Source organism: Psychrobacter sp. 1U1 (assembly GCF_051847535.1).
GTDB classification, from domain to species: Bacteria; Pseudomonadota; Gammaproteobacteria; order Pseudomonadales; family Moraxellaceae; genus Psychrobacter; species Psychrobacter saeujeotis.
In genome coordinates, this window is the sequence record NZ_JBPYDD010000005.1 from 57110 (window position 1) to 77828 (window position 20719).

The window sequence follows — 20719 nt, forward strand, 5'->3', positions numbered from 1 at the left end:
TGCTTGTCTTGAGTTTTATTAACGGATAATTTTACTGGTTTTTTGACCACATTACTCTAAAAACCAGTCTTATAGCGATTCTCTCTATTTGCCTACTTTTAACTTATGCCATTAGGTATACCTTGTCTTAAAGGTTTGTGAAATTATCAAAAAAGATGTTTAGAATCGGACGGACAAACTTCCTTACAATTTTGATAATAAGCAAACTTGCCTTTATAACGCTTGCTATAGCCACTGCGGATGGAGAGCCATGTTCGGTGAACAGTTGTTATGATGCCTTGACGAGCGCCAAACTTTAACCTTATAGTTGACGAGGTATAGCAACCTCCTCTTATAAAACACATTCTAAGGATAGAGCATGAGCGACAGCGCCGTTAATTCAACTCTCAGTGATCAAGAGACGACAGCAACCCTGACCAATCCAACTTTGGTACTTAATTGTGGTTCATCCTCTATCAAATACGCTTTAATCAGCGAAGATGAGTCAACCCGTATTACTGGTCTCGCTGAAAATCTAGGTCTCGATACTGCCCGCATTAAACACAATACTTTAGATGGTAGAAAACTAGAAATTGCTATTGCAGGTGGACGACATGAGCTGGCCTTGCAAAAAATCCTCGAGCTACTCGAGCAGTACCATTTTGTCGCAGTCGGTCATCGCGTGGTTCATGGCGGCCGCGAGTACTCAGAGGCCGTTCGCGTAAACGAGCATGTGCTATCAGAAGTAAAACGCCTAAAAGTATTAGCGCCGCTACATAATCCTGCCAATGCGCTTGGCATCGAAGCTGTGCAAGCTATCTATCCTGAAATTCCACAAGTCGTCGTCTTTGATACTGCTTTTCATCAGACCATGCCGCCAGTTGCTTTTCTTTATCCGCTGCCAAAATCACTGTATGCAGATCATAAGATTCGCCGTTATGGCTTTCACGGTACTTCGCACGCCTACGTCTCAGAACGAGCAAGCCAAATCACAGATGCCAAAGGCCCTCATGGTTGGTTAACCGCGCACTTAGGCAATGGTTGCTCGGCGACCGCCGTCTATGATGGCAAGAGCTTAGATACCAGTATGGGACTCACACCGCTTGAGGGTCTGATGATGGGTACGCGTAGCGGGGATGTCGATCCAAGCTTACATATGCATCTAAAACGTCAGCTTGGATTGAGCTTAGAAGAGATCGACAAGATGCTCAACAACGAAAGCGGTCTGCTCGGTATCTCAGGTTTATCTAATGATCTGCGTACCATCGAAGAAGCGGCCAATGAAGGTCATAAAGATGCACAGCTCGCCATCGAGATGTTCTGTTATCGCGTTGGCAAATATCTTGCCAGCCTAAGCTGTGCGCTCCCTGACTTTACCGGTATCGTCTTCACTGGTGGTATTGGAGAGAATTCAAAGACGACTCGTGCGCGCATCTTAGATGTCATGCGTCATTTCGGTATTAAGTTTGATGCGGACAAAAATGCCAGCCTAGTCGGCGGTAGCGAAGGCAGCTTCCACAGCGACGATAGCAGTATTGAGCTATGGGTTGTGCCAACCGATGAAGAGTGCCGTATTGCGCAAGAGACCCGCCAAGCGCTAGGACTCGCTTAAAAAGCGGATTGCTTCTATGAGAAGTAAGACCTTTTTATGACTTCCTCGATATAAAATTCCTCAAGGATATAATAAATAAACAGTAGGATATGCTATGCAAACCATATTACTTGTTCCTATCAGTCGCGGTATCGGTGTGACGTCAGCGGCATTAGGCCTGATTCGCGCATTAGATTATAACGGTATCAAAGCGGGCTTTATGAAGCCGTTTTTGCAAGATGATACGCTCGACAAACAAAACAGCTTGGACAGCTCAAGCGCATTGACCATGCACGCGTTTGGTCTCACGCCGCCCAAGTCCATCAATCGTCAGCGCGTTGAGCGTATGATTGGGGATGGCAACCTTGATGACTTGATGGAAGAAGTGGTCATCAATTATCACACCATCGAAGGTGATCAAGATGTAATCATCTGCGAGGGCTTGGTTTCGACGACTGAAGCTTCTTATGCTGCGCAAATTAACCGCGCTATCGCTCATGCACTTGATGCCAAAATTATTTTTGTCAGTACGGCTGATACCCAGAACCCCGCTCATCTTGCTGATAAGCTCGATATGCATGCGCGTGAATTTGGTGGTATCGCAAGCGAGCGTACCTTAGGCTGCATCTTGATGCGCGTCGATGTACCCAATACCTTTGAGAATCAGCCAGTTGCGCCTGGTGAAGCTGTCTTTGAGCTTGATAAAAGCTTCATTCAAGAAGTGCAGCGTTTGTCACCGCACTTTGATACTGAGCAATTTCGTTTAATCGGTGTCGTACCTTTTAGTGATTCGTTATCCGTCCCATGTACTTGGGATATCGCTGCCGAGCTTGATGCCACTTGGTTAAACGTCGGCGAAGCTAAAACGCGCCGAATCAATCATATCAGTTTAACAGCTCGCTCGATTGCACGTATCGATGAGGTCTTTAATCGTGGTACTTTGATTGTCGTACCAGGCGATCGTGATGATTTATTATTGGCCGCAGCCTTAGCTTGTATTAATGGCGTTCCATTGGCAGGTTTAGTACTGACAGGCGGCGTGATGCCAAATGAGACTGTCACTGAGCTATGGCAATCTGCGATCAAAACTGGCATTCCTGTCATGAGTGTCGAGACTGATAGCTATGAGACCGTGCAAAACCTTATGCACATGAGCGCTGAGATTCCAAGTGATGATACCGAGCGCGCGCTAGATGTTACCCGTTATGTGGCGGCGCATTTAGACTTAAGCTGGATCAAAGAGCAGTTCAGCGGCGATCACAAACCGCGCTTATCGCCAGCCGCTTTTCGTCATCAAGTCGTCGTAAAAGCACAAAATGCCAAAAAGCGTGTGGTGTTGCCAGAAGGCTCTGAACCACGCACGGTAGAAGCTGCCTGTATCTGTCAAAGCCGCGGTATTGCTAACTGTGTGCTGCTCGCTAAGCGCGAAGATGTCGAGCAAGTCGCCAAAAACCGCGATTTAATCTTGCCAGAAGGGCTTGAGATCATTGACCCTGATACGCTTGATATGAATAAATATATCGCGGCAGTCGTTGAGCGCCGTAAAGGTAAAACGACAGAAGAGATGGCGGCTGAATATCTGCAAGATACGGTTTATCTAGGCACTATCATGCTACAAATGGATGAGGTCGATGGTCTGGTGTCAGGGGCAATTCATACCACAGCCAATACTGTACGCCCTGCATTTCAGCTGATTAAGACCGCCCCGCAGTACTCGTTAGTATCGTCAGTATTCTTTATGCTACTGCCTGAGCAAGTGGTCGTGTATGGCGACTGCGCTATTAACCCCGATCCAACGGCTGAAGAGTTGGCTGAAATTGCTATCCAATCAGCACAGTCTGCCGCTGCGTTTGGCATTGAGCCAAAAGTCGCTATGATCAGCTATTCAACAGGCGCCTCAGGTACTGGTGCTGACGTTGAAAAAGTCACACGCGCCACAGAGATCGTTCGCGAGCGCGCACCTGAGCTGGCAGTTGATGGTCCATTACAATATGACGCCGCTTCAGTCATGAGTGTGGGCAAACAAAAAGCGCCGGACTCCAAGGTTGCTGGCCAAGCCAATGTGTTTATTTTCCCTGATCTAAACACGGGTAACACCACTTATAAAGCGGTGCAGCGTAGCGCCAATGTCATCAGTGTCGGCCCGATGCTACAAGGCTTGAATAAACCAGTGAACGATCTATCGCGCGGCGCACTGGTTGATGATATCGTTTATACCATCGCTTTGACCGCCATTCAGGCTTATAGTGATTTGATTTAAGCATTTATTATCTGCTAGAAACCTAGAGCCGACTATCTATATGATAGTCGGCTCTTTTGTGGTTATTAATGACAGCAGCGTCCTTGTCCTCTACAATGAGGCCAACCTGTTTTATTATATTTTATCTATGTATGTCAGTTTCCAACCTTCATAAAGACGATAACTTAATACCGTCTCCCGCTATCCGCGCTTATCTTGGTGGCTCGTTTGACCCTGTGCATAAAGGTCATTTGCAAATGGCCATGTATGTCTATCAGGTTTTATTACCCATCGCTGAGCGACAACAGCGCGAACTGCACGTGTCATTACTACCCAATGCGCGCTCTCCATTTAAAAACGAGAGTACAGACCCTAAGCATCGTCTGGCGATGTTAAAGCTTGTGACAACCAACATACCGCTACAAATTTGCGAGCTTGAGCTGTGGCAGACGCCGCCTGTATATACGATCGATAGTGTGCAGACACTACGTGAACGTCATCCAAACGACAGCTTAATATTTATTATGGGTATGGACAGCGCCCGTAGTTTAAATAAATGGAAAGACGGGCTTCGGCTCACCGATTATGTAAATCTTTGGATTTTTAACCGTACAGATAGCTCCGATTTATCAACACCAAGAGTAGTCGCTCATATAGACGATGACCCATGCTCGCTATCTTTGCAAAATATCGATGCTCTGTATAGCGAACTTCCTAAGCAGCTACAAGCCCAAACCACCAAAACCGTGCAAGACTTAGTGCAGCCGTTCAATGACTCGGTACACAACCGCGCATCCTTGAAAAACACTGACCAAGGACACATTTATATTGACCAACTTCAAGTCAGTGCCATATCGAGTACTGAGATTCGCAAACAGTTGAAAATAAGTGCTGCTAAGGCAGATACTGCACCAAATACTGTGACTCAGCTAATAAATCCTACTGTTTATCAATATATTATCGCCCATCGGCTATATTCTGCGGCGCAATTCCGTTAAAATCATCCTATCTTTGTCATTTTGCATACCTCGCCTTTATTTACAACTGACTATATATGAGCAGTTGGCGGCTGCAAACTGACGACTTACTATTTTATTTTTAATATTTACGTTTCAAGAGATTAAAATTTATGATTAATACTATGAACGACAAACGCTTAAAAGAGTGCTTAACTGTCGTTGAAAACACGTTAGAAGATATGAAAGCCAAGAACATTACCGTGATCAATGTCGAAGATTTGACGGATGTCATGGAGCGAATTGTCATTGCTGAAGGCACCTCTAAGCGCCATGTACGTGCGATGGCAGATAGCGTCGGTGCTGAAGCTAAGCAAGCTGACTTTATGCCTCTTGGCCGTGAAGGCGGTACAGACTCTGATTGGACGTTGATCGATTTGGGCTCTGTCGTTGTGCATATGATGACTCCGCAAGCGCGTGAGTTCTATGACTTAGAAGGTCTATGGTCATCACCTGATCAATTGGCTGAACTGGTAGCTACGCCACGTGAAAAGAAAACAGCCGGTCGCCGCAATAAAAATAAATAAGATTGTTAATTGCGATAATCGTCAAACATTAAGAAAACTACCATTAAAAAGACCAGAATAGATATCTGGTCTTTTTTTTGTTTAAATTTTGAGGTGTTGATAAATTTTAAAATGCTAAGACCGTATAATGATAAATGATTAAGCTAAGATAATATCCATCATTAATACCCAGCATTAATGACAGCAATGATATAGCCAATCGCCTAATAAATCCCTATAAATTAGGAAAATTCATGAGCATACAATCGATAGAATATTCTACCCAACACAACAAAGCTGACTTTAATCAAACCCTACCTCTACGCATTGCAACCTTGGTTGAAGTACGAGCGGGCAAAGCCATGCCATTTGCCCGCGAGCAAATGAGCGCCATCGATAAAGCACCGGTCAAAGCTCCCGTCGCTGTCAACTTTATGGGTCTCACTACTGATGAGCAAGCCGATCGTCGACATCATGGCGGCCCGCTAAAAGCAGTACATCAACTGCCAACCGCGACTTATGACAAGATTAATGCAGAATTTGACTTAAAGGTACGCATCGGCACATTGGGAGAAAATTTGATTACCACAGCCATAGATGGTTTGTCTGAGATGAATGAAGCTACCGTCTGTATTGGTGACGTTTTTCAGTACGGGGATATCGATACTAATGATAGCGTACAGCTACGCATCGTTCAGCCGCGCCGCCCTTGCTACAAGATTAATGACCAAATCGGACAATTTACCAAAGTGCCTAATATCGCTGCATGGGTGAGCAAGCAAGGGATCGCTGGATGGTACTTTGAGGTCGTGCGTGACGGTATGATTGCTGCTAACTTACCTGTCTATTTAATCGAACGTCCTTACCCATTTGCGACGCTCTCGAGGCTGTGGCAGCTGTCGAACTCAAAAGAAAAATTTGCAATAGACATCATAGAACCTTGGTTAGCCATCGAATGCTTGGAGGAGAGTTGGAAAACCGTTTTGGCTAAGAAGATTCGGAAGGACTAAACAGATTTTCTAAGAAAAAACCTTTAATATCATCTCTTAAATTAATTAAAGCTTAAAATTTGATTAATTCATCAACGTTTATAATAGTGATTTCAAACAAGTTATAACAATAGTTAAAGGTTTTTTTGCGTAAAACTGACTGCATAGTGAGTGTGCTTGCGCATTAAATATTTGGCTCTCAAAGAGGATTGTATGAGCGAAAAAACTGAGAGCATCAGCTACCTGCAAGCGATAGCGATTAGCGTAGGAGCAATTATAGGATGGGGTGCTTATGTGATGCCTGGCGATTTATTTTTACCGCAGTCGCAGCTATTGGGCTCTTCTGTCGCCATCATCATTGGCACTTTAGCTATCTATATGGTCGCCCAAGCCTATATTAATTTATTAACCCAAACGCCAGAAAACGAATCGGGCGGTATCTATTGGATCGAAAAATACATCAGTAGAAAACACGCGTATGTTTATGGTTGGGGCGTGGCGATAGGTTATATCTCTATTGTGGCGCTCAACATATCAGCCGTCGCATTGCTATTAAGGTATTTATTGCCTAGTAGCTTACAAATAGGCTATTTGTACACGATTGCTGGTTGGGAAGTTTACGCCAGTGAAGTATTCTTATGTAGTGCTGCCATCATTTTATTTAGCTATATCAATTTGCGCGGCGTACAAGTCGGCGCCAAGATTCAACTGTATATCGCGCTGTTTATGATTGTATCGGTCACTGCCCTATTTTTTGGTTCACTATGGGCGACGCCAACCGCGCAACCTTTTTTGCCCACAGATATGCAAAGCAGCTCCATCACAAGCTTAGCGTGGTTACCTATCCTCGCCGTCATGCCTTGGGCGTATGTTGGTTTTGAGACCACACCGCAAATATCCAAATCCATTAGTGATTCGAAAAACAAGACCAGAAGTATTATCTTAATCTCACTTATCGCCGGTATTTTATTTTATTCTTTGATCAACTATTTTACCGCTTTAAATATGAACTTTGATTACCAAGCGATTAAAGATAGCAATTGGGCGACTGGTGAGGGAATAGACAATCGCATCGGTGGTATAGGAATTTGGCTATTGTCCATCGCCATGATTGGCTCCATACTGAGCGGCATCAATGGCTTTATATTATCGTCAGTCAAACTGTTAGAGTCTATGGGCGACTCGTCTTTATTGCCTAGTATATTTACCGATAAAAACCATCACTTTAGTAAGAAAAAAACCGTCATATTAATATGTTTGGTTTGCCTGTTCTCTCCTTGGCTTGGCAGAAACTATCTACTTGATATCGTCAGTATGGCGTCTCTAGGGATTACCGTCGGCTTCGCTTATGTGACGTCCGCAGATCTCATCAACGAGCGCAGAAAAAATCAGGCAGGCTTATTAAATTATCTTGCAGTCTTGGTCAGCCTCATCTTTATATCGCTGCTGCTACTGCCCTTCTCGCCTGCTGCATTATCGTTGAACGCTTATATATTATTGGCAGTGTTTATCATTTTAGGTGCGATTGGCTATAAAAGGATCATTCCTATTAGTAGCGTCAGTCTTGGGTAAAAAGTAGTGGCCGTTATGAGTAATAATATAGGCAGTTTAAAATTAAACAGATATAAAGGTTAAAACGTACGACTGTTATAATTTTTTCCTATTTATTTAATAGTATTCCCTTCAATACAGAGCATTTCATGGCAAAAAACATCACCTCTTTAACACTCGCATCAGTATTAACATCGTTCATGACATTGCCACTCATTGGCTGCGTCGCCACCTCAGAACCACGCTATATTATCGATAGCGAAACCTATCAAGCCACGGGCAAAAGCGAGCGTATCAAAACCATCGTTCTGCACTATACGGTCTCAAATAATGAGCGCTCAATAAAAACCTTAACCACTGGAAATGTGAGCGCGCACTATCTGATTTTAAATCAGGGCGATGATAAGATTTATAACTTAGTGCCAGAGTCTGAGCGCGCATGGCATGCCGGTGATAGCGGCTTTGCTGGACGCACCATCTTGAATGACACTTCTATCGGTATCGAAATCGTCAATAGCGGCATCAAGCCCGAATATCGAGACGCGCTAAAAAATGACAATCTCGACTATCGTCCTTACGAGCATTACGTCGCATTTGATGAATTACAGATTAAAAAGGTCGCTAAGCTGGTGCAAAACATTGCCACGCGCTATGACATCTCACCAAAAAACATCGTTGGTCACTCTGATATAGCGCCGTCACGCAAAATCGACCCCGGTGCCAAGTTCCCTTGGGAGCGACTGTATAAAGAGTACGGTATTGGCGCTTGGTATGATGAATTTGATAAGCAATTTATTATGAATCAAAACGAGTTTGCAACGGCTACGATACATGAAATTAAGCAAGAATTTCGCGATTACGGTTATCAAATTAATAATAGCGATGAATGGGATAAAGCCAGTCGTGATATGGTTTATGCGTTTCAATTGCATTTCAGACCGCAGCGTCCAACGGGCGAGCTAGATTTAGAGACTTACGCGATACTACGCGCACTCAATAAGAAATATGCTGGTCGTGATGACTTTTATTAAGATTGAGTTATAGAACAAACCCTGGTTTTTAAACCTTGCTAAAACGATATGCTTTAATTGATATTTCCTAATCAATGCTTGCTAATGAGGTATCTTATGACGCTACGTATTCACACGCTATTTCATACTGATTATGAAGACTTAAGCTTCATCAAGCAGTGGGCAAACAATCACGGTCATATTATTAATGTCAATCGTTCTTACGATGATGACGCTCTGTCCATGCCCGATAGCTTTGATTGGCTTATCGTAATGGGCGGGCCGATGAGCGTCCATGATGAGGAAAAACACCCTTGGCTCATCAAAGAGAAACGCCTGATAAAGCAAACGATTGATGCTGGCAAAACGGTCATCGGTATTTGCTTAGGGGCGCAGCTTATTGCCCATTGTTTGGGCGCTAACGTCCAGTCATCTGGGGTAAAAGAAATCGGTTGGTTGCCGATGCGACTGACGCCCGCAGGTCAGGCGCATCCTTTCTTACAAGATTTACCCAAACAAGACTTTACCGTGTTTCACTGGCACGGTGAGGGCTTTGACTGTCCAACAGGTGCGAGCATCATTGCGGAAACGGACGCTTGGGCGAATCAAGGTTTTGTCTATCAAACACCATTGCACGTAGAATTAGACACTTGGGTACTGGCTTGGCAATGTCACTTTGAAGTGACCAAAGAGAGCCTTGCCAAGATGGTCGTAAATGGCAATAACGCCATTCAAAGCGGGCTGAAAGAATATCCAGAAACGGTGCAATCACCCGCTGAGATAATTGCGCTAGGTAATAAATATATCGAAGAGAATAACGCAAGGCTATCGGCGATGCTAAATCGGATAGCTGAAAAATAAATAGTAAGGAGAATAGCTATGAATGACTCACAACACAACGAACAAGATGAGCTTCAGAAATATCTGGAAGAAAAAGCCAAACAAGAGCAGGAGTTAGAAAAAGGACAAGAGTCTGAATCGCTATCTGCGTATGATGCTTGTGTGCTAAAAGAGAGTGCAAAGATTCATGAGTTGATTGCTGAGGCTCAGAGAGAAGGTTCGGAGAATTCAAAGGATAAGTAGTTAAGTAAAAATGCGCTTGTGTGCAATAAAACTAAAACACCAAATGTGAAAAAATAAAAAGGACTTACCATGAGCGCAGGATTAATCAAGCATTTAAAAAAGAAAACCGAAGAAGACAGCAATACTAGAATATTAATGTCGCAATGGGAGTTTGATGAAAAGCTCGTCGGTAAGTCGCTTGAAAATGTTGGTAGTTATTATCCGCATTTCAGTAGCCACAATGAATCGCACTCACAGCAGATACTTGTCAATATCGAACGTCTGCTAGGCAATAATATTGAAAAACTAACAGCGACAGATACGTGGCTAATTTTAGAAGCAGCCTACTGGCATGATATCGGTATGCTATTCAATGCCGATGAAGTACAAGCCGTTGTTAATGATGAAAAATTTAAAGAATACGTCGAAAGCCTTGCTAATGATAATACGCAAGACTTACATGAGTTTGCCAAAGTATGGCATGAAGATGGCTGGAATAAAGCCCTTGTTAATCATTCAGACCCACATACAGGCGTTGAAAAATATCGTCAGATGATTGCTGAATGGTATCGTCGTGGTCATGCCAAAAATTCAAATTCAGTAGTTATGGATCCCTTTGAAAAGCTAGGTATTAGTTCGCCCCGCACTGAACTACTTCCCAAACGTATCTATCGTTATCTTGGTCAAATTTGCTGGTCACATGGGCTTGGATTTGATTATGTCATGAATGATTTGCCTTTTCGCCAAACGGGTATGGGTACAGAAAACTGTCATCCTCGTTTTGTCGCCTGCCTACTACGCTTGGGTGATTTATTTGATATTGATGACAATCGCTTTTGTCCCGTCATGGCAAGGCAAGTTGGCAATATGCCTTCATTTAGTGAAACACATAAACATAAGCATCAAGCCATTCGAGAATTTCAGCTAGATAATGAAACGGTAAGCGTAACAGCTATTTGTAGTACGGAAATGGCATATATTGAATGTCGTAACTGGTTTGACTGGATCAAAGAAGAGATTCAAAATCAAATGTCGCAATGGAAAAACATTGTCCCTAGTCGCGACTTTGGTCTGCTACCGACCATCAATAAACTTGATGTCGAAATGACTGACAAAAAGATTTTACTTAACGATAAACCGATGAAGTTTTCATTGGATGAGCGTAGTGCGATTGAGTTATTACAAGGTAATAACTTATATGAAGATGATATGAGTATATATCGAGAGCTTATTCAAAATGCAATTGATGCTACGATGATTCGAGTATGGTTAGAGCATGATCATGATAATGCTGTGGAGCCCCTACCAAAAAACACTAACCCCTATGATAGCGAAACTCGTGAGTTATTTAAAAAATACCCCATTACTTTAGATTGTAAGAAAATTTCAGAGGATGAAGAATCAACCCTATGGGAATTCAGTATTGAAGATAATGGGGTCGGCATCTCTAAAAAAGACTTAGAATATATGCAAAAAATTGCTGGCTCTAAAAATAATAAGGAAAAACAAAAGATAGTTCGTGATATGCCAGAGTGGATGAGACCTTCTGGTGAATTTGGCATTGGTTTGCACAGTGCTTTTTTGCTAATGCAAGACCTACCCACAGACCAACAAAAAATAATAATTTATACCAAAAGTCGCTTAACTCATGAGAGCTTAAAAGTTGAGTTAAATTCACCCTTGTCAGGTAGAGCTGGGTATTGCTTTATTAAGGTGATTGATGACCTAGGTAAGTATGGTACTAAAATAATAGTCTTAGAAAAATTTTCTATAACTGATAATCGAGACTATATAGATGAGTATTATGTAGACGACTACCCTAAATTAATTGATTTAATTTTAGGCGTTAAGAGTTTAGGCGTGAACAGAGCACTTAGAAGAATTATTGATATAACTAATATAGTTACTAATCCCACATTAAATTTTAAAGTGAGTCCAAACATTGAAATTTTAGCGAACAAATATAGCTCCTTATTCAATAATAGCTTACAGAATCAAAATTTTTATTGGGATAAAAATCTAGGAGTTGCACTTAAGTTAATATACGAGGATGAAGACGAAACTACAAACAATTATTATTTTAACGAATACATGGAACCTGAGAATATAGCCATCATGTACCGTGGTCAATTAGTACATTCATCTGATATCAATTTTGAGCTTGGTGTATTGGAGAGTTTAGAGATGAGAATATTGATAGACATATATAGTTCTCACTCTTCAAACATACTATCTCTTAGTCGTGAAGAGATTAATAATACAGATTATATAAATCAGTTATTAGAAGAATTCTTCGAGAGCTTAATTGAAAAAATAGCTACTAACAATGAAATAGTTCTTAGGCTACTGAACAATGACATCAATAAAACCTCTTTATTTCTAATGCTCACTGGACTACAAGAATCTCTAGATAATAATTGGAAAAAGTATCCTCTAAACGAACATTACAAATTTTCTGATGTAATTGATTCAATGGGTTTTACTACAGGCAATTCAATAAAAAACGAGTCCATAGCTAATCTTCTACAAGAAAATGGTGTTATTTATATTAAATCTGATCTACTAAGACTTACTTTGGGTAACGAGTATTTTGTTAGAGTTCTTTTAGATAATGGATTTAGAAAATATAATGTTATGAAAGATGGCTTAGGTATTTCTGCGCAATATAATTTTATAAGTACAATATATTATAAAGGTTCTTTGGAAAGCGAATATTTGACTGAAGAGCCAATTATTAGTAATGATAGCACACTAAGTTCACCTATATTTATTAGTGATAATTATCTGTTAGGCATTAATTATTTACTAGACTCACGGAACTTTAGTATTAAAGATTATATGAACTCAGACTTATATCCTCTTGAGTTTGTTCATAAATTCGACATGGTAAATTTATCGTTTTTAAATAAAGAAACCTTTCTAGCCTTGGAAGATTTAAACTCCAACTCAAAACTTGAAAAATTGTTCATATTTCCTTTTATATACTTCGAAAATGGTGTAATTGAGATTCCAAACGATACTATCTGTAATATATATGAAAGTGGCGATATTTCTACGAATCAAAAAATTGCACATATATATAATGCAATAAAGAAAGAAATTATTAATATAGCAAAAAATAAATACCCTCTTTGGTATAAAGAGTATCAGCGCGGATTAAGTGTAACACCTATTGATTTAGGTAATTTAGACCAACTTCATGAACCAGCAGATTAACTATGTAGAAGACTTATAATACTTACTCGGAGGCACTGTTTAGCCCCGACTGTAGCGGTATCCTACTGGTTTGGGCAAGTTGCGACGGCTAGGTTTTGGGGTGGCGACGCGAAGCAAGCGACGACCCAAACCGTAGCCAGCGCCGCGCCCAGACTGGTAGATAGTAGCGAAACAGAAAATTCCCTTTAAGGAATTTTCACTTGCGAAGCTAAAATTGCAATGCAATTTTTTAACGCTTCTCAGGGATTAGCTCCCACACGAAACCAAACCCCAAACACAAAAAAAGTGAGCCAAAGCCCACCTTTTTACGTCTAAAATAATTTAAATCTAAGCTTATCACAACCAATCCCATACATTACGGAACATCCGCATCTATGCGCCGTCATCAATCTACGCTTCTGGTTTCTAGCTGTAATTGTACGCGCATGGATTGCGCTCAGAGTGCAGCATCATGATCGTGACGCGACCGTCGGTGCTATATGAGCCGCTGAGCGAACCGTTTGTATAGGCGTGATTCAGCACGCGCTGCATAGTTTTGAAGAAATAGCCCTATCCACCAGCTATTTGAGCTAGTTATTGCAAGAGGCTAATGATAAAATCACCGCTTACGGAGTTACAGATAGTATCGCTGCTCGTACCATATTGTTGGCTTCCCACATCGTTGGTTTGATTGAAGCTTAGGATAATGTGCGACTTTAATAATTTGGTCCTATCAGCAGTCCCCATATCTGCATTATCAAGCAGGCTCCCATAATATTAAAAAAGGAATCTTTATGTATCAGGCCTTTCAGAAGCATCTACAGCAAGAAATCAGCGATATACGTGCAGCAGGACTATATAAAACTGAGCGCGTCATCACCTCCCCGCAAGATGCGCTAATCAAGATCGCCGATGGTCGTGAGGTGCTGAACTTCTGTGCCAATAATTACCTTGGATTGTCCGACCACCCTGAGATTAAAAAGGCGGCTATCGGGGCCATCGAAGATTCAGGCTATGGTATGTCATCGGTGCGTTTTATTTGTGGTACGCAAGATTTGCATAAGAAATTAGAGGCGTCGATTTCTAAGTTTTTTAATACCGAAGATACGATTCTTTATGCAGCCTGTTTTGATGCCAATGGCGGTGCATTTGAGCCACTATTGACCAGCGAAGATGCCATTATTTCTGATTCGTTAAATCATGCCTCCATCATCGATGGGGTGCGCCTATGTAAAGCAGCGCGTTATCGCTACGCCAATGCAGATATGCAAGATTTAGAAACGCAATTGCAAGCGGCGCAAGCACAGCGTTTTCGTTTGATTGTCACCGACGGTGTGTTTTCGATGGATGGTAACGTGGCACCGATGGATGAGATTTATGCGTTGGCACAAAAATATGACGCCATGGTAATGATTGATGAGTCGCATTCAGCAGGCGTGGTCGGTCGCACTGGTGGCGGCGTGACTGAATTGTTTGATCTACGCGGTGATATTGAGCTTATCACTGGTACTTTAGGTAAGGCGTTTGGCGGTGCTATCGGCGGCTTTACGACCGGTAAAAAAGAAATTATTGAGATGTTACGTCAACGCTCACGCCCGTATCTGTTTTCAAACTCTATTCCTCCTATGGTGGCGGCGGCTGGGGTTAAAGCATTTGATATGCTGTCTCAAGACAATACCCTACAAGATAAATTGCATGAAAATACGGCCTATTTTGTGAAGCAAATGCAAGATGCCGGCTTCGATATCAAGCCTACCGAATCAGCCATTTGTGCAGTGATGCTTTATGACGCCAATGTCTCCCAGCAAATGGCAAATGCGCTACTTGAAGAAGGTATTTATGTAATTGGCTTCTTCTACCCTGTCGTACCCAAAGACGAGGCGCGCATTCGTGTTCAGCTCTCTGCTGCCCATACTACGGAGCAGCTAGACCAGTGTATCGCTGCGTTTATCAAAGTCGCTAAGCAAATGAAAGTGATTGATTAGAGCGTATTCAACACGCCCTACAAGTAGTTCGGTATTTGCCTACTGAATTCAACAATGAAATGTAATGCAATTAAATAAGAGAGAAGTATGAAAGCACTGGTTAAAGCCCATGATAAAAAAGGCATCTGGATGCAAGATGTGCCAGAACCAAAGGTTGGCATCAATGACGTTAAAATAAAAGTTAAAAAAACCGCCATTTGTGGTACAGATTTGCACATTTATAAATGGGATGAGTGGTCACAAAAAACCATCAAGACGCCGATGATTATCGGACATGAATATGTCGGTATTATTAGTGAAGTGGGTGATGGTGTGAAGCATTTTGAAGTGGGTGACCGAGTCACTGGAGAGGGGCATATCGCTTGCGGACATTGCCGTAACTGTCGCCGTGGTAAGCTACACGTGTGCGAAAACACTATCGGCGTAGGCGTTGACCGCGATGGCGCGTTTGCCGAATATCTGGTAATACCTGCCGATAACGCCATCAAACTTGATGAGCGTATCAGCGACGATATGGCAGCCATTATGGACCCCTTTGGCAACGCCACGCATACCGCTTTATCATTTCCTGTACTTGGGGAGGATGTGCTGATTACGGGTGCAGGGCTGATTGGTTCAATGGCAGCGGCAATTTGCCGCTTTGCAGGAGCGCGTAATATCGTGGCAAGTGATATCAGTGATTATCGCTTGGAGCTTGCCAAAAAAATGGGCGCTACTATGACCGTAAACCCAGCCAAAGGTGAGACCATCGAAGGCGCCATCGATGAGTTAAACATGCACGGCTTTGATGTTGGGCTTGAGATGTCAGGCTCGCCTCAGGCTTTTAATTCGATGATTAATAACATGTATAACGGCTCTAAAATCTCTCTTTTAGGCATTTTACCTAATACCACCACGGTGGATTGGAGCAAGATTATTTTCAAGGCATTAACCCTAAAGGGTATTTATGGCCGTGAGATGTGGGAAACGTGGTATCAGATGGAGCAAATGCTGATTAGCGGTATTGATTTGTCGCCAATCATTACCCATCGCATGCACATTGATGACTTTCAAGAAGGCTTTGATATCATGGAAAGTGGGCAATGCGGTAAGGTGATTTTAAGCTGGGATTGATTTTGGTGGGTTTTGAGAGTCACAAATGTAAGTGACTGAGTCGTGGTTTAGCGTTAACTATAACGGAACTAACATTACAGTATAACTTTTAACGATTCTCAGAAATCAGCTGCCAAAAGAACTTAACCCCAAACACAAAAAAGGTGAGCCGAAGCTCACCTTTTTTATTATCTAAGATTAATTCAAATTAGCCTAACGCAACCAAGCCCGCGCATTACGGAACATACGCATCCACGCGCCGTCCTCATCCCACTCCTCTGGTTTCCAGCTGTGATTGTAGGCATGTAGCGTCCGCTCAGGATGCGGCATCATGAGGGTGACGCGACCATCGGTGCTACATAGACCCGTGACACCGCCGAGCGAACCGTTTGGATTGAGTGGATAGGTCTCGGTTGGATGACCTTGGCTATCGACATAACGCATAGCGAGCTGACCGTGTTTTGCCATACCGTCGATTTCGGTGTTGTCTAATGTGGCATAGCCTTCACCGTGCGCCACAGCGATTGGCAAAATGCTGTCTTGCATGCCTTTGAACAGGATCGACTTGGTGCGCTCGACTTTGACGTTGACCGTACGCGCTTCAAAACGTGCGGATTTATTAGCGATGAAGCGTGGAAAGTTTTCCGCACCTGGGATTAAATCTTTGAGCTGCGCCATCATCTGACAACCGTTACAAACGCCAAGTGAGAAGGTATCGGGACGGGCAAAGAAGCGCACAAACTGCATGCGCAATTCATCATGGAACAAGATAGAGTTCGCCCAGCCAGAGCCTGCGCCAAGTACGTCACCATAACTAAAGCCACCACAAGCGACCAGACCATCGAAGTCACGTAAGTTGATACGACCTTCTAGCAAGTCACTCATGTGCACATCGACCGCTTCAAAGCCCGCTTGGGTAAAGCCTACTGCCATCTCTGACTGACCATTGACGCCTTGCTCACGCAGGATAGCGACTCTTGGTTTTTCTTCGCGGCTAGCTAAATACGGCTCTTCCACTTTTTGATTGAGATCAAAGTTTGGCGCAGCGATTAGACCTTTGTAGCTGGCATCAGCAATCAAGTCATATTCTTGTTGCACGCACGCTGGATTATCACGGCGACGAGCGATTTGATAGCTGACCTGACTCCACTCTTGCTGTAGTTCAGAACGGCTAAAGCGTAAAGTATCGTCACCCCTGTGCAAAGGCGTCTGGATAATGAGGCTGTCTTCTTCAGTACTTTGACCAACAAGGCTTAGCATATCGCTGACATTAAACTCTTCTGCCAGTTGCATCAAGGCCGCGACGTTTTCTGGCATGACTTGAATCACTGCGCCCAGCTCTTCACTGAATAATTGACCGAGCAGATTTTCATCGTCCAATGACAGCTTGATACCTTGACGACTGGTAAATTGCATTTCTGCGATCGTTGCCAGCAAACCACCATCACCGATATCGTGATAGGCGCTAATGACGCATTGCGCGTTGCCCGCTTGGATAAAGTTAAAGAAGTCGATTAAATCGCTAGGCTTATCAAGGTCAGGACACTCATTACCCAATTGACTTGCTGTTTGTGCAAGGATTGAGCCACCAAGGCGCAGTTTGCCTTTGGATAAATCAATACGGTAGAACGCGCTATCGCCGTTAATCAATTCTGGCGTTAAGGTTTTTGCCACGTCGACAACAGGAGCAAACGCGGTAATCACAAGGCTCATTGGCGAGACGACTGATTTGTCTTGGCTTTGATTGTCAGCGTCTTCGTCACTCCAGTTGGCACGCATCGATAGCGAGTCTTTACCAACTGGGATAGCAATACCGAGTGCTGGGCATAGCTCTTCACCGACAGTATGTACCGCGTCGAATAATGCCGCATCTTCCGCGTCATCACCGCAAGCGGCCATCCAGTTCGCTGACATGGTGATATCAGACAGCTGCGCAATACGCGCACCGGCGATATTAGTAATCGCCTCACCGACCGCTAAGCGTGCAGAGGCTTTAGGGCTAATCAAGGCGACTGGCGTACGCTCGCCAACGCTCATTGCCTCCCCAGTCATAGGTTGACTATCTAACGCAACCAATCCTGATGCAGTCACCGCACAGTCAGCGACTGGCACCTGATAGCGACCCACATACTGATCACGCACCACCATACCCGTGATAGAACGGTCACCAATGCTGATTAGGAACGATTTACTGGCAACGGTTGGATGACGTAGCACGTCTTTAATGGATTCGGACAAATTAAAGTTATTAAGCTCTAACGCTGGCAACGTACTCTCTTGACGCTCAAAGCTACGCTGCATTTTTGGTGTACCACCGAGCAACACTTGCATCGGCATATCAACTGGCTGCTCAGAGAGCAACTCATCATTAACGACCAGCTGACGTACTTCCGTCGCTTCCCCTAAGATGGCATACGGGCAGCGCTCACGGGCACAGATCGCATCAAACTGATCTTTACTCTCTGGGCGAATCGCTAGTACATAGCGCTCTTGTGCTTCGTTTGACCAAATCGCCATCGGCGACATGCCAGCTTCTAACGACGGGATTTTACGTAGATTGAGCACCGCGCCCATTTCATGATCGTTGACCAGCTCTGGCATGGCATTTGATAATCCGCCTGCACCGACATCATGTAGCGAGACGATTGGGTTGCCGTCTTGACTGTTGTTACTGACATCGCCATTATTGTCTGACTGTCCATTACCAGCAAGCGCCCAACAGCGATCAAGGACTTCCTGACAGCGACGCTCCATCTCTGCGTTATCACGCTGCACTGAGGCGAAGTCCAATCCTTCATCTAGCTCACCACTATCGACCGACGATGCTGCCCCGCCGCCAAGACCAATCTGCATCGCAGGGCCACCTAGGACGATAAGCAAATCACCTTGTTGAATGGCGTTTTTCTCAATGAGGTTACGTTTGATATTGCCGTAACCACCTGCCAGCATGATCGGTTTATGGTAACCGCGCATCTCACTACCGTCTTTGGCGGCTGACGTATCAAGTTGAAAACTACGGAAGTAACCGCAGAGGTTTGGACGACCAAATTCGTTTGAGAAGTTGGCACTACCTAATGGGGCTTCTGTCATAATCTCAAGGCTGGTCGCCATACGATCCGGCGTACCATAATCCTGCGTGCTTAATTGACCTGATGTCTCCCACTTTTCCGCAAGCTCTGGGATATGCAGATGTGACACATGGAAACCAGTCAGACCAGCTTTTGGCTTACCGCCGCGGCCCGTTGCACCTTCATCACGAATTTCACCGCCTGCGCCCGTCGCTGCGCCTGCATAAGGGGCAATCGCGGTTGGATGGTTATGGGTTTCGACTTTCATTAAGATATCGATTTCTTCTTGATGAAAATTGTAAGGATGGGCAGCATTAGGATCTTGAGCGTCAGTAGGAATAGAGTAAAAGCGCATTCCTTTTGCCCCTGCCATCACCGCAGCGTTGTCTTTATAAGCAGATAAGATACCTTGTGGATTGGATTGATACGTGTTTTTAATCATTTGGAACAAGGATTTTGGCTGTACCTCACCATCGACTGTCCACTGGGCATTAAAAATCTTATGACGGCAATGCTCTGAGTTGGCCTGTGCAAACATCATCAGCTCAACGTCAGTTGGATTGCGCTTAAGCTCATTGACGTAAGCATTCATCAGATAATCAATATCTTCACTCGATAACGCAAAGCCAAACTCTGTGTTGGCTGACTCTAGTGCTGACTGACCTTGCCCAATCACATCGATATGATTGAGCGAAGCTGGGGCTTCATCGTCAAACAATTTATCTACATCATTTAAGTCATAAACCAAGCTCTGGGTCATGCGGTCAAACAACAATTGCTCAGCGGCAGCAGGCAATGTTGTACTTACTTCACCGTCTGTTGTTCCATCAAGGGTTAGCGTATAAACAATCACCCGCTCGACACGATTGATCTTAATGTCACAGTTATTAAAAATATCGGTCGCTTTACTGGCCCACGGTGAAATCGTACCAAAACGTGGACTAACAATCACTTGTAATTGGCTGTCTTGCGGAGTGGCAAGTTGGGCATCCTCTTTAATACCAAATAGGTCCAGCGCTTTTTTCTGCTCATCACCTTCAAGTTTGCGTGATAGTACATACACTTGCTGGGTATGAATTTGGCTAACATTTAGCTCGGTTTTTTGCTGAAACTGACTGATGAGTTGCTGCGTCTGAAAATCGGTAAGAAACGGTTGTCCGGCGATGGTCATCATAAAGGCATAATCCGTAAGATCAAGGCATCTCTGCCATGCAAAGTAAATGGTCCGTGTATTATAACAAGAAGGCTCATAATAAGCAGGGGTAAACCGTGATAAATTGGCTACCATACTTATAAATAATTTGTGAGCTGTTATTACGATATCTATTTCTTTTTATCAGCAAACTTTTGCCTAATCTGACACATTTTTTACTTAACTCTTATACGTTTTACAAACGCTCACATCGTCTTACGGGCAACCTATATAATCAGGCAGG

At 43.5% G+C, this 20719-nt stretch carries 13 protein-coding genes; 12 read left to right on the forward strand and 1 reads right to left on the reverse strand.

Annotated features, from left to right (window positions below; all coding sequences use genetic code 11):
• Positions 1 to 358: 358 nt before the first annotated feature.
• From ACS8FB_RS08815 to tdh, 12 genes are all read left to right on the forward strand, one after another.
• Complete coding sequence (locus tag ACS8FB_RS08815) at positions 359 to 1591, forward strand: acetate/propionate family kinase (RefSeq protein WP_439262231.1); 1233 nt, start codon at positions 359 to 361, stop codon at positions 1589 to 1591.
• Between the two features lie 94 nt (positions 1592 to 1685).
• Positions 1686 to 3830 carry a phosphate acetyltransferase gene (gene pta, locus ACS8FB_RS08820; protein ID WP_439262232.1) on the forward strand — a complete coding sequence of 715 codons (2145 nt, stop codon included), beginning with the start codon at positions 1686 to 1688 and terminating at the stop codon, positions 3828 to 3830.
• Between the two features lie 131 nt (positions 3831 to 3961).
• Positions 3962 to 4807, forward strand: coding sequence for a nicotinate-nicotinamide nucleotide adenylyltransferase (locus ACS8FB_RS08825; RefSeq protein ID WP_439262234.1), 846 nt, complete (start codon positions 3962 to 3964; stop codon positions 4805 to 4807).
• A 131-nt stretch (positions 4808 to 4938) separates the two neighbouring features.
• Complete coding sequence (gene rsfS, locus ACS8FB_RS08830; protein ID WP_439262236.1) at positions 4939 to 5352, forward strand: ribosome silencing factor; 414 nt, start codon at positions 4939 to 4941, stop codon at positions 5350 to 5352.
• A 233-nt stretch (positions 5353 to 5585) separates the two neighbouring features.
• Positions 5586 to 6341, forward strand: coding sequence for an MOSC domain-containing protein (locus tag ACS8FB_RS08835; RefSeq protein WP_439262237.1), 756 nt, complete (start codon positions 5586 to 5588; stop codon positions 6339 to 6341).
• Between the two features lie 192 nt (positions 6342 to 6533).
• Positions 6534 to 7892 carry an APC family permease gene (locus tag ACS8FB_RS08840; protein WP_439262239.1) on the forward strand — a complete coding sequence of 453 codons (1359 nt, stop codon included), beginning with the start codon at positions 6534 to 6536 and terminating at the stop codon, positions 7890 to 7892.
• A 128-nt stretch (positions 7893 to 8020) separates the two neighbouring features.
• The gene (locus tag ACS8FB_RS08845) at positions 8021 to 8902 is read left to right on the forward strand and encodes an N-acetylmuramoyl-L-alanine amidase (RefSeq protein WP_439262241.1); all 882 of its coding nucleotides are present in this window, start codon (positions 8021 to 8023) and stop codon (positions 8900 to 8902) included.
• A 96-nt stretch (positions 8903 to 8998) separates the two neighbouring features.
• Entirely contained in the window at positions 8999 to 9742 is a 744-nt protein-coding gene (locus ACS8FB_RS08850; protein WP_439262242.1) for a type 1 glutamine amidotransferase, read from the forward strand.
• An 18-nt stretch (positions 9743 to 9760) separates the two neighbouring features.
• Entirely contained in the window at positions 9761 to 9964 is a 204-nt protein-coding gene (locus tag ACS8FB_RS08855) for a hypothetical protein (protein ID WP_439262244.1), read from the forward strand.
• A 69-nt stretch (positions 9965 to 10033) separates the two neighbouring features.
• Positions 10034 to 13159 carry an HD domain-containing protein gene (locus ACS8FB_RS08860; RefSeq protein ID WP_439262246.1) on the forward strand — a complete coding sequence of 1042 codons (3126 nt, stop codon included), beginning with the start codon at positions 10034 to 10036 and terminating at the stop codon, positions 13157 to 13159.
• Between the two features lie 773 nt (positions 13160 to 13932).
• Complete coding sequence (gene kbl / locus ACS8FB_RS08865) at positions 13933 to 15123, forward strand: glycine C-acetyltransferase (protein ID WP_439262248.1); 1191 nt, start codon at positions 13933 to 13935, stop codon at positions 15121 to 15123.
• An 87-nt stretch (positions 15124 to 15210) separates the two neighbouring features.
• A complete protein-coding gene (tdh, locus tag ACS8FB_RS08870) occupies positions 15211 to 16236 on the forward strand; it encodes an L-threonine 3-dehydrogenase (protein WP_299218441.1) in 1026 nt (341 codons plus the stop codon).
• Positions 16237 to 16428: 192 nt separating this feature from the next.
• Here the strand turns inward: tdh and purL are convergent, their stop codons facing one another.
• Positions 16429 to 20457: a phosphoribosylformylglycinamidine synthase gene (gene purL / locus ACS8FB_RS08875; protein ID WP_439262250.1), complete on the reverse strand. Its 4029-nt coding sequence runs from the start codon at positions 20455 to 20457 to the stop codon at positions 16429 to 16431.
• Positions 20458 to 20719: the final 262 nt, after the last annotated feature.